The organism is Bradyrhizobium murdochi, from assembly GCF_000472965.1.
GTDB lineage: Bacteria > Pseudomonadota > Alphaproteobacteria > Rhizobiales > Xanthobacteraceae > Bradyrhizobium > Bradyrhizobium murdochi.
Map to the genome: position 1 here is coordinate 21,836 of NZ_AXAU01000018.1, position 14,356 is coordinate 36,191.

The 14,356-nt window shown below is 62.9% G+C and carries 17 protein-coding genes; 6 read left to right on the forward strand and 11 right to left on the reverse strand.

Annotated features, from left to right (window positions below; translation table 11 throughout):
• Nucleotides 1–44: 44 nt before the first annotated feature.
• From YUO_RS0127540 to YUO_RS41895, 7 genes are all read right to left on the reverse strand, one after another.
• On the reverse strand, nt 45–1,424 hold the full coding sequence (locus YUO_RS0127540; RefSeq protein ID WP_028350165.1) for an ABC transporter substrate-binding protein: 1,380 nt from the start codon (nt 1,422–1,424) through the stop codon (nt 45–47).
• 308 nt (nt 1,425–1,732) lie between these two features.
• Nucleotides 1,733–2,014 carry a helix-turn-helix domain-containing protein gene (locus tag YUO_RS0127545; RefSeq protein ID WP_028350166.1) on the reverse strand — a complete coding sequence of 94 codons (282 nt, stop codon included), beginning with the start codon at nt 2,012–2,014 and terminating at the stop codon, nt 1,733–1,735.
• Nucleotides 1,959–2,225, reverse strand: a complete 267-nt coding sequence (locus YUO_RS45095; protein ID WP_083754738.1) for a type II toxin-antitoxin system RelE/ParE family toxin — start codon at nt 2,223–2,225, stop codon at nt 1,959–1,961. Before YUO_RS45095 ends, YUO_RS0127545 begins: the two co-directional genes overlap by 56 nt.
• 60 nt (nt 2,226–2,285) lie before the next feature.
• On the reverse strand, nt 2,286–2,762 hold the full coding sequence (locus YUO_RS0127550) for a DUF2269 family protein (RefSeq protein WP_028350167.1): 477 nt from the start codon (nt 2,760–2,762) through the stop codon (nt 2,286–2,288).
• On the reverse strand, nt 2,762–4,039 hold the full coding sequence (locus YUO_RS0127555) for an SDR family oxidoreductase (RefSeq protein ID WP_028350168.1): 1,278 nt from the start codon (nt 4,037–4,039) through the stop codon (nt 2,762–2,764). The genes YUO_RS0127550 and YUO_RS0127555 overlap by 1 nt, the downstream gene beginning before the upstream one ends.
• Nucleotides 4,040–4,091: 52 nt before the next feature.
• Entirely contained in the window at nt 4,092–4,253 is a 162-nt protein-coding gene (locus tag YUO_RS45100) for a DUF2934 domain-containing protein (RefSeq protein WP_083754748.1), read from the reverse strand.
• A 255-nt stretch (nt 4,254–4,508) separates the two neighbouring features.
• Nucleotides 4,509–4,688 carry a DUF3072 domain-containing protein gene (locus YUO_RS41895; protein ID WP_035727791.1) on the reverse strand — a complete coding sequence of 60 codons (180 nt, stop codon included), beginning with the start codon at nt 4,686–4,688 and terminating at the stop codon, nt 4,509–4,511.
• A gap of 96 nt (nt 4,689–4,784) precedes the next feature.
• On the opposite strand from YUO_RS41895, the gene YUO_RS0127570 reads away from it, so the two are divergent.
• Nucleotides 4,785–5,069 carry a hypothetical protein gene (locus YUO_RS0127570; RefSeq protein WP_028350169.1) on the forward strand — a complete coding sequence of 95 codons (285 nt, stop codon included), beginning with the start codon at nt 4,785–4,787 and terminating at the stop codon, nt 5,067–5,069.
• Nucleotides 5,070–5,216: 147 nt separating this feature from the next.
• The gene (locus tag YUO_RS0127575; RefSeq protein WP_028350170.1) at nt 5,217–5,441 is read left to right on the forward strand and encodes a hypothetical protein; all 225 of its coding nucleotides are present in this window, start codon (nt 5,217–5,219) and stop codon (nt 5,439–5,441) included.
• A 140-nt stretch (nt 5,442–5,581) separates the two neighbouring features.
• Here YUO_RS0127575 and YUO_RS0127580 read toward each other — a convergent pair whose 3' ends face one another.
• On the reverse strand, nt 5,582–7,522 hold the full coding sequence (locus YUO_RS0127580) for an AsmA family protein (RefSeq protein WP_028350171.1): 1,941 nt from the start codon (nt 7,520–7,522) through the stop codon (nt 5,582–5,584).
• Between the two features lie 264 nt (nt 7,523–7,786).
• Here YUO_RS0127580 and YUO_RS0127590 point away from each other — a divergent pair, with 264 nt between their 5' ends.
• The 3 genes from YUO_RS0127590 to YUO_RS0127600 are packed head-to-tail and all read left to right on the forward strand — an operon-like array spanning nt 7,787 to nt 9,832.
• The gene (locus YUO_RS0127590; RefSeq protein ID WP_028350172.1) at nt 7,787–8,524 is read left to right on the forward strand and encodes a CoA transferase subunit A; all 738 of its coding nucleotides are present in this window, start codon (nt 7,787–7,789) and stop codon (nt 8,522–8,524) included.
• Nucleotides 8,524–9,174 (forward strand): 3-oxoacid CoA-transferase subunit B, encoded by a 651-nt coding sequence (locus tag YUO_RS0127595; RefSeq protein ID WP_028350173.1) that lies wholly within the window; start codon nt 8,524–8,526, stop codon nt 9,172–9,174. Before YUO_RS0127590 ends, YUO_RS0127595 begins: the two co-directional genes overlap by 1 nt.
• A 4-nt stretch (nt 9,175–9,178) precedes the next feature.
• Nucleotides 9,179–9,832 (forward strand): GNAT family N-acetyltransferase, encoded by a 654-nt coding sequence (locus YUO_RS0127600; protein WP_028350174.1) that lies wholly within the window; start codon nt 9,179–9,181, stop codon nt 9,830–9,832.
• 107 nt (nt 9,833–9,939) lie between these two features.
• Here YUO_RS0127600 and YUO_RS0127605 read toward each other — a convergent pair whose 3' ends face one another.
• From YUO_RS0127605 to YUO_RS0127615, 3 genes are all read right to left on the reverse strand, one after another.
• Nucleotides 9,940–11,586: an ABC transporter permease gene (locus YUO_RS0127605; RefSeq protein WP_028350175.1), complete on the reverse strand. Its 1,647-nt coding sequence runs from the start codon at nt 11,584–11,586 to the stop codon at nt 9,940–9,942.
• Nucleotides 11,587–11,794: 208 nt separating this feature from the next.
• Nucleotides 11,795–12,820: a Fe(3+) ABC transporter substrate-binding protein gene (locus YUO_RS0127610; RefSeq protein ID WP_028350176.1), complete on the reverse strand. Its 1,026-nt coding sequence runs from the start codon at nt 12,818–12,820 to the stop codon at nt 11,795–11,797.
• 195 nt (nt 12,821–13,015) lie between these two features.
• Nucleotides 13,016–13,981 carry a threonine/serine dehydratase gene (locus tag YUO_RS0127615; RefSeq protein ID WP_028350177.1) on the reverse strand — a complete coding sequence of 322 codons (966 nt, stop codon included), beginning with the start codon at nt 13,979–13,981 and terminating at the stop codon, nt 13,016–13,018.
• 51 nt (nt 13,982–14,032) lie between these two features.
• On the opposite strand from YUO_RS0127615, the gene YUO_RS0127620 reads away from it, so the two are divergent.
• A complete protein-coding gene (locus YUO_RS0127620) occupies nt 14,033–14,350 on the forward strand; it encodes an ArsR/SmtB family transcription factor (RefSeq protein ID WP_028350178.1) in 318 nt (105 codons plus the stop codon).
• The last annotated feature ends 6 nt before the right edge of the window (nt 14,351–14,356 follow it).

Here is a 14,356-nt window from a genome sequence, read left to right on the forward strand (position 1 = left end):
CCCAACCCTCTCCCCGCGAAGGGCGGGGAGAGGGAGGAGCAAGACTATCCCGCGACCTGCTTGATACGGGCGATCAGTTCGTCGACGGCCTTGTCGACCGGCACCTTCTCGCTCACCACGCGGTTCATCGCCTTGGCCCAGACGTTCTCGTTGTTCAAGATCGTGAACTTCCAGTTCTTGGTGAAGTCGAACGGCGTGGTGCCGCCGGTGAACTGATTGTATACCGCCTTGCGATGCCGGTCAGCCTGCCAGAACGGGCTCTGCTGGCTGGCCGTCGTCACCGGGAACCAGCGACCGAGCGCGCCTTCGATATAGGGCCGGACGTTCTCTTCCTGCAGCAGGAACTTGATGAACTCCTTGCCCTCCGCCTTGTTCTTGGCGACCGTGAACATCAGGCCGGTCTTCACGTCGGAGCGATACTTGATCGGCGTGCCGTCCGGCTTGTTGGGGAAGGACGCGGTGATGATGGTCTCATCGTAGTTCTTCTTGCCCAGCGCGCGCTGCTCCGGCGTCAGCGCCGGGTTGTTGGCGTCGTCGAGCCATTTCGCCGCGATCGAGATCGTGAAGTTGTGCGTCATCACGATCGTCTTGTTGTGGAAGGCGACGTTGTTGTCCGGATCCTTCCAGGTGGTGGAGGAGGGCGGCGTGCAGCCCTTGATGTAGGTGTCGGTGTAATCCTTCATCGCCTTGATCAGGTTATCCCGCACCTTGGGATCGTCGACCAGGAGCTTGCCGTCATCATCGACCAGCTTGACGTTGTAGGCGTCCATGAAGGTGTAGAACGACTGGAACGAGTCGGTGGATTCCACGCCCATCGGCTGGCCGACGGCATAGACGCGCTGACCGGTGGCCTTGCGGCTGGCGGCCTGCACCTTGTTGCACCAGAACGACCAATAGTCTTCCCATTTGGTCGGGATGTCGCTTTCCTTGAAGCCGGCCTGTTCCAGCATGTCCTTCCAGATCTGGACGTGCATGCTCTGCTGCTTCAGCGGAAAGCCGTAATAGCCCTTCTTCTTTGTCTGGTCGTTATAGAGAAAGGTGGTTTCCAGCGTGTTGGGCGCGAACGCCGACTTCATCGGCAGCAGGATATCGGAGAGATCCTCGAGCTTGCCTTCATAGGCCCACTTGCCCTGGGCCTGCACGTCATAGCTGTCGGAATAGGCGACATCAGGCACGGTGCCGGAATCCAGCGCCGCCACCGTCTTCGGGATCATGTCCTGAATGGCGTATTGCGACAGTTCGACCTTGATGCCGGTCTTGGCCTCGAATTTCTTGATCGCCTCTAAGAGCGCATCATCCTCGGACTTGTAAAAGCCCTTGCCGAACCAGACCGTGATGGTCTTCTGCTGGGCGAGCGCGGGCGCCGTGGCGTAAAACAGGCCGACGGCTGCGACCGCGAGCGAAACTGATCTCCTGGATATCACATTGTTCTCCCTGAAAACGCCGGCTTGTTAACCGGTTGGATAAAAGACTAGCCCATGCGCGCGGCGCGATCCAGATGGGGCGATGCAAACTTCTGTAGGGGAATATTCAGGGCGCAAATGCGGCAAAGACGTCTGCGCACGCGTGGGCGTTTTGGTTCAACCATTTTGGTTCAACCATTTTGCGTCCTTACCGGGCAGCATGGCCGACAGTAGGTGCGAAAGCGCGATCTCGTGACGCGGAGTTCGGTCCCCGGAGACGATTCTGTCGTCAGCGGTTTGGCGGTTCGGCAATCGCCGTGATTGAGTGGTCAGGCCGCCGACAGCCGCACGTGAAATTTGCTACCGGTTGCCTCGGCGTAACGCAGAAGTGTCTTGGTGCTCGGAAGCGTGTGACCGTTTTCAAGCCGGGCAATGGTGGACTGGCTGGTACCCATCCGGGCCGCCAGTTCGGCCTGCGACAAGCCTGCGCGTAGTCGAGCACGGAGCAACTCTGCAGCGATCTCGAACTCCGGCGCGAGCGCGTCATACTCGGCCTTAACCTTGGGATTGGCGAGCAGGCGGGCTTTCAGCTTTTCGAACTGGATGGTCATGTGATGTCCTTTGAGCAATTCCATCTCGACCTCTCAACCGCAACTCCCAGAGCTTTCCCTCAAGGTGTTTCACGTGCGGCCCGCTCAAGCTTTCGAGCCCGGCTGACGCGATGCGCTCGGCAAGCCGCAGAAATCGCGCCTGCATATCAGCCGGAAGGGCGGCAATCTCCGCAGCGACGGTTTCGTCAAGGATTTCGACTTGCCAAGGCACTCTCCTTCATATCTCAATTTTGAGATATCGAAAAGAGGTAAAATCGTCTGCCGGCGCATCTCAGAAGAACCCGATCTGCGGTTTGGCGATCATCAGCCACATTATGATCGCCACCGCAGTGAACGCCGGAATGCCGAAGGCAAACCATAACCAGAAGATCCGGTGATATTCTCTCGGGAGCGGCTTGCCCTCTGCCGCTGCGATCACGGCGAGGTCGCGCAGGCGCATTTGCATCCACACCACCGGCAGCCACAGCGCGCCGGTGATGACGTACAGCACGATCGACCAGACGATCCATCCGTCCCAGAACGAATAGCCGACGTTCAGCACGAGCAGCGTGCCGGTGATGGGCTGCACGACAACGGCGGTCGCGGTGAAGATGAAGTCGGCGATCACGACGATGCGGGCGACGCCTGCGATCACGGCCGGCTTGCCGCCGAGGTGAGCCGCCAGCATGAAAAAGGCGATGCCCGCGCCCGTGCCGAGCAACACGGCGGCGCCGACGACATGGAGATATTTGAGGACGAAGTACAGCATCACCGGTCCTCGAGCACGGCCAGCGCCGCGAAATGCAACACGATGATCGGCCAGATCTTCAGCATCGGCCCCAGCGGATCGGCCCAGAGCCGCGGCACCAGGATGGTGCCGATGATGGCGTAGGCGAAGGAAATCGCGATGGCCGCATAGAGGCCGTAGCGGCTGGTCGGCCTGTAGGCGATCGCAATTCCAATGACCAGATCGGCCAGGGCGCCCGCGATGATCGTCACCGCCGCAGCCGTCCCTTCCACGCCGCCTTCGCCCATCAGGCCCATGCCATAACCCCAGCCGGGCCCCAGCGAGACAAATGCGGTCGAGAGCCAGAACAGGGATAGGACGACAAAGATCGCGGGCTTGACCAGGTACATGCCGGCAAACCAGCGTTCCTGCACGGAAGCCGGTTCAGCGGCGAAGAATTCCGGAAGGCTTTTGGGATGCAGCCCGAGCCGCTGCATGTCTTCGAGATTACCGACGGCGCCGCGCCCGATCTCCCGTTCGGCGGTGCTGCGCACGGGAGGCCGCCAGCCGAGATACGAAACCATGTCGCCGAACTTGTAAATGAGATTTGAAGCGAACTGCGGCAGGTGAAGCTCCCGCGCCGGCGGCCAGCGGCACCAGCGGCGGATCAGCGCAACGACCGCGCCGAATGAATAGCGATGCGGGCCGACCAGCTCGACAACCTGCCGCGCGGGCGCCGCCGGGTCGAGAAAATGCTCCACGGTCCGTACCACGTCCTCAAGCAGGACGATCTGGAGCTGTCCCGTGTTCGGCATCACAGGAATGGCGGGCAGCGCCGCCAGGCCTCGCATCAGCGCGCTGGCGCCATAGGCCGCGCGGCCGATCACCACAGAAGGCCGCAAGATGACCCAATCGAGATCGCGCTCCATCAGCGCTTTGTCGCCGGCCAATTTCGATCGGGAAAAATCGCTCGGGGTTTCGCGATCGACGCCGATGGCGGAAAAATGGATGACGCGACGGATCTGGAGCTGCTCGCAAGCGGCAAAGAGATTTGCGATGCCGTGATGATGCACCATTGAGGTGGAATCGCCGGGGCTGTCCTGGAGTACGCCTGCGCAATTCACGACCGCCTCGACGCCATCGAGATGCGGCAGCCAGTATGCGGGCGACTTCGCCTCGGAGATATCCACCCGGGCGGCTCCAGTGCCCGGATGGCTGCCGCTTCTGCTCATTGAAACGACGGAATGACCACGCGAGAACAGGTGAGCCACGATTGCCGATCCGATCAGTCCGGTCCCTCCTACAACGGCAATCTTCATGACCGACTCCTCGTCGAGAAGTCACGCCTGCTTTGCGAGAACGTAAGCGTTTCTACAGGGTGTCGGGCGTGCGGACGGGCGACGACTTGTCCTCATTTCGCAGCTCTTGCTCCGCAAGCCGCCAGAATTCCTCCTCTTTGCCTTTGGGCCTGCCGTTGCGCTCCCAGAGCTCATAGGCGCGGTTCTTGATTTCCTGCTCGGTTGGCTCGCTCATCCGGGTCTCCTCCATCCATCTCTGTGCGGTAGCCGTCGTGCGGCCGATCTCAGCGCGCGTGGGGGCGAGACATCGTGCCTGCACGCGGCACCGCATAACGGCCTTCCTTCGTTCAGGGATAAGCACGCAGCGAAGAGCAATGTTCCTGGATCAAACCGGACTTAGGTCGGCTTTGGATTGAAGGCGGCGCATCGATTTGGGGCTGTGGCGGCGCTCCATGTCCCTTCGTTCCGGTCAGGGGACCGGGCAGGCAGCTCAGAACGAATTCGCCAATTCGATCTCCGCCCTCAGCGCGGCAATCCGCCGCTCGGCTTCCCTGGCCGTCAGGTTTTTCTCGAACAGTTTTGGCTGACAGGCCTCGGCGCTCAGCGTGCGCAGCGTCGCCAATTGGCGCGGCGTCATCGGCGCATCCACCTGGTCCGGTAGCCGGGACATCTGAAACCCCAAAGAATCTTCGATTCGATCAGAACTCTTAACTTGAAATTTGTTCTTTATTTGTTCTTATGGGGTTCTACCGCAGCGAGGTGGCCCATGGACAACAAATTGAATGAAATTCGCAGAAAAATCAAGCTCTTACGGTCGGAGATGCAGAGCGCGGAGGATAACATCCGCAAAAAGCTCAACCGCGATGAGGACTGTTCGGAAGCGGCAACGCGTCTGATGGCCATGCGGGTCACCATGGTCGGCCTGATCGGCGAGCGGAACCGGCTCGGCGGCGAAGAGCGGCTGCTCAATGTCGATGAGCGGCTGAAGCTGGATGTCCGTGCGGTCACCAGGAAGCCTGCGATCGGGGCGCCCGGCCGCCGTGAGCGATGATCCCATTCGAGCCCTGCGCCGGCGGATTGCCGAACTGGATCAGCTTGCTCGTCAGCTCAATCAATCCGGCCTGGGTAGCGCGCGGGCGCAGCTCCTGCTCGCGCGCAAGCGGGCGGAGTTGGAAGATTTCATCAACAGAGGCCAGCGATGTCAGGACCGCTCAGATGGTACGATCCCAACGCAGATAACCCGCCGTGGCTAAAAGCCCTGGCGGAGGTTCGGATCAGGGCGACGCGGGAAGGATGGTGCCATGCCCACGTCCAGGCAATCGTTGTCGCGATCGATCAATATGCCGAGGCGGCGCTGGGCAATCGGGATTATTTCCTCAACAGGCCGCATAGCATCGGTGATCGCCGCAACAACATTCCCTGAAGACGGTTCAAGTAGTAGCCCGCATGAGCGTAGCGATAGGCGGGATTTCAGAACACGCCTCGGACGCGGAGCCTGTCATCGGGCGCGCGTTCGCGCGATCCATTGGCTACGCTGGCTCAGATAGAAAGTTCGAGGCTAGTCTAATTCGCCTTCGCCGGTGCATTGGCCGGCGCGTCCGCTGCCGGCTCCGGCACCGGCTGCCGCGACCCTCCGCCGGTAAACCGCTCGATCACCGAGCGCACCGCATCGCGCGTCTTGCGATCCTTCACCGCATCGAGCAGGGGCGCTGCGCCCGGCGAGCGGCGGATCAGGCTTTCCGGATCGGGAAACACCAGCGGATCATCCCACGGGCCCTGCACGACGAAGGGCAGCTCGAAGCCCTTATCGCCGGCGGCGGCCGACGTCAGGCTGGCGACGCCCTTGAGGTCGTATTCGCGGCTCGGCACCGAAGCGGTGCCGGTCAGCGTCAGGCGCGTGGTCGGTCCGTTGACGCGGATGTCCTCGACGGTGGCGATGCCGTCGTTGAAGTGCACCGAAACGGTGAGGTTGTCGTAGGGTGTCGTGCCGGAACGGAAATTGCCGCCGCCGGATAGCGGCCGGCGCTCCAGCCGCTTCAGGAGCTGCTCGACATTGAAGCCGGCGATCGCGCCGTCATGACCGGTGAGCGTGGCAGTGCCGTCGAGCGAGGAGGCGAGGCCGAACGGGCTCGAGCCGGATGCCATCAACGAGACGCCGAGATTGCCGCGGCCGGAAAGCTTGGTGATGCCGAACAATTCGCTGGCGCAGGTCTGCAGATCGACATCGGTGAACTGGAACTGCGCCTTGACGTCGGCGATCGCGTCCGAACGCGCGATGCCGAACGAGCCCTTGGCGATGCCGCCATACATCTGCGCTTCGCCGACCGAGAGCGCCAGCGCGCCGCCGCGCAAATTGGCGCCGAACGCGGTGCGACCGAGTTTCGTCGGGCCGACCGTCACCCTCGCCGCCGACAGGCGCATATCGAGATCGGTGGCGGAGAGCGAGGTGAGGTCGAACAATTGCCGGTTCCAGTCGCGCGCGCCGCTCGCAAGCAGGCGGACGGTCGAGATATAGGGCGTGAAATCCAGGTTGCCCGCGGCGAGCGTCGCCTGCAGCGTCTGGCGGCCGTTATTGGCAACCGTCATCACACCCTCGGCGACGTTGCCGTCGAGTTCGACATTCACATTCGTCAGCGCAACCGAGGCGCCGACGACGTTGGCGCGGGCCCTCAGCGCGAAGCGGCCGAACCCACCGCTGCCGGGCACCGGCTGTCCCATCCAGCGCAACGCGTTGCGCAGCGACACGCTGTCGACGGTAACCGTGCCTTCCATCATCAGGCTGGTGTGGTTGGCCAATGAGCCGTCGAAGGCGAGCTTCAGCGGCGCGCTGACCAGTCGCGCCTTCAGACCCGAGCGGTCGCCCGAGAGCATCGCGACGAAATCGCTGGCCGAGATCGAGCCGTCGACGCGTTCGCCGCGCCAGTCGAATTGTCCGGTCGCCGCGAACGAGCGCGAGATCGATGGCCAGGCCAGCGAGAGATCGATGTCGCCGAGCTGTTCGGTGACACGGTTGGCGGCATCCTCGTATTTGAGCACGCCGTCCTGAATCCTGATTTCCGAGAACGACACCTGGTTTTCGGCGCCGGGCTTCATCGTGCGTGCGATGCGTTCGACGAACGGTGTCCAATTGCTCTGGCCGCCGGCCTCCCTGACGACGTGGATATGCGGCCGCAACATCATGACATCCGCGATTTCGAAGCGGCGCAGCAGCAATGGCAGCAGGCGCAGATTTGCGGTCAACACATCGACCTGCAGCGCGGGGTCGGTGGTGCCGCCGCCTTTCAGTCCGACATTGTGGAACGAGACATAGCTGCCCGGAAACACCGATACGTCGATCGCGCCGGTGACCACCAGATCGAGCCCGGTAACCGCGCGGATCTGCGCCTCGACCGCCTGTCGCAGCGCGTCGCGGTTGATGAACCAGGAGGTTCCGATCAGGGCGAGCACGGCCATGCCGAACAGCGCCGCAACCGGTATCCCGAGGCGCTTCATTCCTTGGGCCATCGTCAGTGACATATCCGGATCTGGCTAAACCGAGCTCGGGTTGATGCTAAAGCATCTCAGTTGATTAGGGCGGGCGGCGCAAACGTTAAGCCCGTGCCAACCCACGCAACTTGAAGGCTTTTCTTGACGCTTTCAAGGCCGGCATGGCGCTCGGTGGGCAGTTCGGCGGCATAATCCACCCGTCATTGACGCACCGCGAAGAATTCGCCTAATAATCCCGATAATATCGGCTTTCCGCCGTTCCCTCCATCAGGTCAAACATTCATGAACAAGGTTTACCCCGACGCCAAATCGGCACTCGACGGCGTTCTCAAGGACGGCATGATGATCATGTCCGGCGGTTTCGGTCTGTGCGGTATCGCCGAAACCCTGTCGGACGCGATCCGCGATTCCGGCGTCAAGAATCTGACGGTCGTTTCCAACAATGCCGGCGTCGATGGCATCGGGCTGAGCCGGCTCCTGGAGACGCGGCAGATCAAAAAGATGATCTCGTCCTATGTCGGTGAGAACAAGCTGTTCGCGCAGCAATACCTCGCCGGTGAACTGGAACTCGAGTTCAATCCGCAGGGCACGCTGGCCGAGCGCATCCGCGCCGGCGGCGCCGGCATCCCGGCCTTCTATACCAAGACCGGCGTCGGCACGCTGATCGCCGAGGGCAAGGAAGTGAAGGAGTTCGACGGCGAGAAATACATCATGGAGCGCGGCCTGTTCGCCGATCTCGCCATCGTCCACGCCTGGAAGGGCGACACTGCCGGCAACCTGATCTACCGCAAGACCGCGCGGAATTTTAACCCGATGATGGCGACCGCCGCGAAGATCACGGTGGCGGAGGTCGAGCACCTGGTTCCGGCCGGCGAACTCAATCCCGACCACATCCACACGCCCGGCATTTTCGTCAAACGCATCATCGAGGTCGGCACGGCCAAGAAGCGCATTGAGTTCCGCAACACTCGCCCGCGCCCGTCGAGCGCGTCCGCGGCGGCAACGGGAGTAGAAATCTGATGGCCTGGACCCGCGAACAGATGGCGGCGCGCGCCGCGAAGGAATTGCGCGACGGCTATTACGTCAATCTCGGCATCGGCATTCCGACGCTGGTTTCGAACTACATCCCTGCAGGCATCGACGTCAGCCTGCAGAGCGAGAACGGCATGCTCGGCATGGGCCCGTTCCCCTACGAGGACGAGGTGGACGCCGACCTGATCAACGCCGGCAAGCAGACGGTCAGCGAATTGCCGTCGACCAGCTATTTCTCCTCAGCCGATTCGTTCGGCATGGTGCGCGGCGGCCATATCGATCTCTCGATCCTCGGCGCGATGCAGGTGGCGCAGAACGGCGATCTCGCCAACTGGATGATCCCCGGCAAGATGGTGAAGGGCATGGGTGGCGCGATGGACCTCGTCGCCGGCGTCAAGCGCGTCGTCGTCGTCATGGAGCATTCCGCCAAGGACGGCCCAAAACTCCTGAAGAAGTGCACGCTGCCGCTGACCGGCGAACGCGTGGTCGACATGGTGGTGACCGATCTTGCTGTCTTCACCATCGACAAGCACGGCAAGGACGGTATGGCGCTGATCGAGCTCGCCGATGGCGTTACGCTGGACGAGGTGAAGGCCAAGACCGAAGCCGAGTTCCGCGTCGCGCTGAAGAACGTCTGACGTGATGGCGGGGCGGTCGCGAGCTGCGATCCGTCCCGCGCGTCCTGACGACGCAGGCTTCATTGCCCGCAACATTCTGTCGTCGCAGCGCGGCCCGTTTCCGCGCGGCTGGTTCGATATCGCGCTTGGCTGGGACGAGCCGCAATGCCTTGCGTTTGTCGAATGCATCGCGCTCGCGCAGACGCAATCGTGGTGGCACATCACCCAATTCATCGTCGCTGAGGTCGAGGGTGAGCCGGCGGCATCGCTCTGCGCGCTGCCCGCTGAAGGCACCGAGACCGCCGCGCGGGCGGCGATCAAGGAGGTGGCGGCCGCGATAGGGCTGAGCGCCGCCGATCTGAAGGTAATCTTCCGGCGCGGCGCCTATGGAGCGAATTGCTGGGTTCAGGGCGGCGAGGGCGACTGGCTGATCGAGCATGTCGCCACGCTGCCGGCCTATCGCGGACGCGGGCTGGTGCAGGCGCTGATCGATCACGCGCGCGCGGCCGGAAGGGCTGCAGGATTCGCGCACGCCTCGATCTCGTTTCTGATCGGCAACGAGGCGGCGGAGCGATGTTATGCGAAGGCTGGATTTTCGTTCGCCGAAGAAAAACGCGATCCCGCGTTCGAAGCGTTGACCGGTTCGCCGGGCTTCCGGCGGTTTGCGTGCGCGATTTGAGAACGGTCGCGTAGGGTGGGCAAAGGCGCTCTTCGCGCCGTACCCACCATCCCGCACCGCGCTCGAAATGGTGGGCACGCTGCGCTTTGCCCACCCTACACGTCCGCTCAGGCCGGGCCGGCCGGTACGTCCGAAAACCGCGTCAGCCACGCCACCGGGCCGATACTGGCGGCAACGATCAGGAGCGCGGCAAGCGCGCCTTCCTCGAAACTGCCGCGGCTGGCGTACTGGTAGATCGAGGTCGCCAGCGTTTCGACATTGAGCGGCCGCAACAGCAGCGTCGCCGGCAATTCCTTCAGGCAATCCACGAACACGACGATGACCGCGCCGACCATAGCGGGGCGCAGGAGCGGCAGATGGATCAGCCGCATCGTCGTGGTCTGGCCGGCGCCGGCGGCGCGTGCGCTGTCGTCGTAGTCGTGCGGGATCCGCTCGAACCCTGCCTTGATGAATCCGGTCGGCACCGCCAGAAACCGGATCACATAGGCGATCACCACGGCAGCACCTGAGCCGACCACGATCAATCCCGGCAGCGATTGGCCAAGCCATCCGGCGAGCGCGTTCAGTCCGTTGTCGATGGCGAGCACCGGCGCGAGCAGGCCGAGCGCCAGCACCAGCCCCGGCAGCGTGTAGCCGGTCTGCGCGATGTTCATTGCGACGAAGCGCAACCTATTCGGCCGCCAGCGCCACGCGAGAATGGTCGCAAAGCCGAGCAGCAGCGCGGTCAACGTGGCAAGGCTTGCGAAGGCTATCGAGTTGAATGCATCGCGCCACAGCGCTACGTCGAAATTGGCAAAAAGGCCGCGCTTGAAACTCTGCTGCGCGAGGTACAATAGCGGCACGAGGAATCCCAGCACCACCGGCAGCAGACAGGCCGCGAATGCACATCCGCCCTTGATGCCGGTGAGTGGGGTCCGCGGCGTGAGCCGCGGGCTTTCGGCGGAAAACTCCGTCGTGACATTGCGGCGTCCGTAACGTTCGACCGCGATCAGGCCGGCTACGATCGCCAGCATGAAGCAGGACAATTGCGCAGCGCCGGCGAGGCTGCCGCGGTTGAGCCAGGTCGTGAACACCGACACCGTGAGGGTACGAACACCCAGATATTCGCTGGCGCCGATGTCGTTCAGCGTTTCCAGCGATACCAGTGCGACGCCGACCGCGAGCGCCGGACGTGCCATCGGCAGCGAGATACGCCAGAAGGTGGTCCAGCGGCTGGCGCCGAGCGTCTTCGCGGCCTCGGCGAATTCCGCGCTCTGGTACTGGAACATCGTGCGCGCCGAAAGATAGACGTAGGGGTAAAGCACTAGCGCGATCACAACGACTGCGCCCGGCAGCGAGCGCAAATTCGGAAGCATGCGCACTGCGTCCTGCAGCGGAAGCCAGTGCGCGAGCGTCTTGTGGACCAGGCCCAGCGGCTCGAACAGGTCGACATAGACGTAAGCGGCGAGATAGGTCGGGATCGCAAGCGGCAGCGGCAGCAGCCATAGCAGCATTTTCCGGCCGCGGAATTCATGCAGCGAAACCGTCCACGCCGTGCCGGTGCCGATCGCAAGCGACAGGGCGGCGACGCCAACCAGCAGCAGTGCGGTGTCGAGAAGGGTAGCCGGCAGCACGTATTCGATCAGGTGCTGCCAGACGTCAGGCGCCGGCTGCAGCGCGAGCACAATGATGGAGATGACGGGAGCTGCAACGAGGATGGCGGTCGCAACCGCAATCGCTGCCGCGATGCGGCCCGAGCGCGTGGCGGGCCTCACGTCGACACACGAAGCGGGCTAAGGCCTCTCCGCTTGTGCAGGTGGGCTCCCTCCCCCCTTGCGGGGGAGGGCGGGGGAGAGGGGTGGCCGCGAGCGATGCTGCCCGTGTGGCTTACCCCTCTCCCTAACCCTCCCCCGCAAGGGGGGAGGGAACGCAGCGGTGCGTAGTGCGTGCTCACGATTCTACTTCAAAGAAGATAGCAGCCGTTCAATTATCGAACCCGACCTTGTCCACCAACGTCGAGGCCGCCTTGCGGTTGGCGACGATCTTGGCGATCGGCATCGGATCGGCGGTGAGCTTGCCATAGCCTGCAATCGTTGGATTGACGGCGACGCCGGCGCGAACCGGATACTCGTAGTTTGAATCGGCGTAGATCTGCTGCGCCTTTTCACCGACCAGCCATTCGATCAGCTTGATGCCATTGGCCTTGTTAGGCGCCTGCTTGGCCAGCAGCACGCCGGAGAGGTTGACGTGGGTGCCGCCGCCTTCGAAGGTGGGCAGGACCACTTTCGTTGCTTCCGCCCACGGCTTCTTCTCGGGATCGTTGTTCATCATCAGCGCCCAGTAATAGGTGTTGGCGACGCCGATGTCGCATTTGCCGGCCGCGATATCGCGCGCGACTTCGCGGTCTCCGCCGGAAGGCTTCTGCGCCAGGTTGGCCTTGACGCCGCGGAGCCATTCCTCGGCCTTGGCCTCGCCGTACTTGGCTATATAGGCCGCGAACAGTCCGTTATTGTAGATGTGCTGGCCGGAGCGGATGCAGATCTTGCCCTTCCACTTGGGATCGGCGAGCTCTTCGTAGGTGATCTTGTCCTGCTTGACGCGGTCCTTCGAAGCGTAGAGCACCCGCGCGCGCATCGAGATGCCTGCCCAGTGGCCGTTCGGATCGCGATACTGCGCCGGCACGATCTCGTCGATCACGACCGACTTGATTGGCTGGGTGACGCCGGCCTGCACAGCATCGTCGAGGCGGCCGAGATCGACCGTGAGCAGCACGTCGGCGGGGCTGTTGGCGCCTTCCGCCTTCATGCGCTGCTCGAGACCAGAGCTCGCCGAGATGATATTGACTTTGATGCCGGTGTCCTTGGTGAAGGCATCGAACAGAGGCTGGATCAGCTTGGTTTCGCGGTAGGTGTAGACGTTGACCTCGCCGTCGGCGAACGCCGGCGAGGCTCCGAACGCGGTAAAACAAAGCAACGCTGCGGTTGCGGCGGTAGCGCGAATATTGATCATGGGGCTGCCCGACAAAGCTGATGAAGATGCCCGTCTCAGTAGCGCAGCGGCGGTGGTGCCGTCAGCGACCGGATGTCGCGAACGGCTCGATTTAGAAGGATTCCACGCTACAATTTAGAGCAATTCCAAACATGGCAGCCGTCGCACCATGCGACCTGTGAAGCACGTCGGGACGCAGATCGCCAGGGGCACAACCTATCGGCTACGCATAGCGAGGTCGAAATCGACAGCGGCGGTGTTGCCGCCGCTGATGATGACACCAACGCGTTCGCCGGCGGCGGGCTTGTAGGCGCCCGACAGGATCGCGGAAAATGCTGCTGCGCCGCCCGGCTCTGCAACGATGCGCAAGGCGCGCCAAAGCGTCGCCTGTGCGTCGGCGATCGCAGCGTCGGAAACCAGCACGGTTTGTCGCGCGTATTTCTGGGCGATCGGGAAGACCTGTTCGCCGACACGCCGCGGCGCAAGCGAATCCGCAGCCAGCCCGCCAGCCTCGGCATCGATCGGATGGCCGGCTTCAAGGGCCCTGGTCAATGTGGGCGATGCAAGCGGCTCGACGCCGACCACCTTGATGCGGCCGGCATACCAGGCAGCGATCCCGGCGATCAGCCCGCCGCCGCCCACCGCTACGAGCAGGGTGTCGATGTCAGGTGCCTGCTCCGAGAGCTCGAGGCCGATCGTTCCCTGTCCCGTGATGGTTTCCTTCTGGTCGAAGGCCGGCACCGGCAGTGCGCCGGTTTGGTGCGCCCATATCTCGCTTGCCGCGAGCGCATCGGCATAGCGGTCGCCTTCGATCGCGAGGTCGGCGCCGTAGTCGCGGATGCGTTGCACCTTCGCAGCCGACGAGACGCTCGGAACGAAAATCTTGGCCGGCTTCCCAAGCTTCATCGCGGCATAGGCGACTGCCGCGCCATGGTTGCCGCCCGACGCCGCGACGACGCCGGCCTGCGGCACATCGCGGGTTAACAGATTGGCAAAAGCGCCGCGCGCCTTGAACGAGCCGGAGTGCTGCAGAAGCTCGAGCTTGAGCGTCAGCGGACGGCCGGGAAGCCCGAACTCGGCGCCATCGACCTCGACGACCGGCGTCCGCCGGATGAAGGGGCGAATGAGCCGCTCGCATTGTGCGATCGTTTCAGAGGTTACGGCATCTACCGGCACGTCCATAAGACACTCCCCGCTCATTGACAGGAATTCGTCATTTAGCTAATTAGCAATATGCCTTCTTTACAAGACGACGTCGAGTCTGCTTTTCGCGCGCTCGCCAACGATCGGCGGCTGTTGATCCTGGAGTGGCTGAAACGCCCCCGGACGCATTTTCGCGAGCAGGTCGACGGCGATCTCGTCAAGGACGGCGTGTGCGGGGTCTTGATTGCCGAAAAGCTCGGCGTCAGCCAACCCACGGTGAGCGAGCACCTGAAAATACTGTCGCAAGCAGGACTGGTGAGCGCCAAGCGCGTCAAGCAGTGGACGTTCTACAAGCGCGATGAAGCGCGCATCGCAAAGCTGAAAGCGGCCATGCTCGCGAAGATCTGAAGTCCG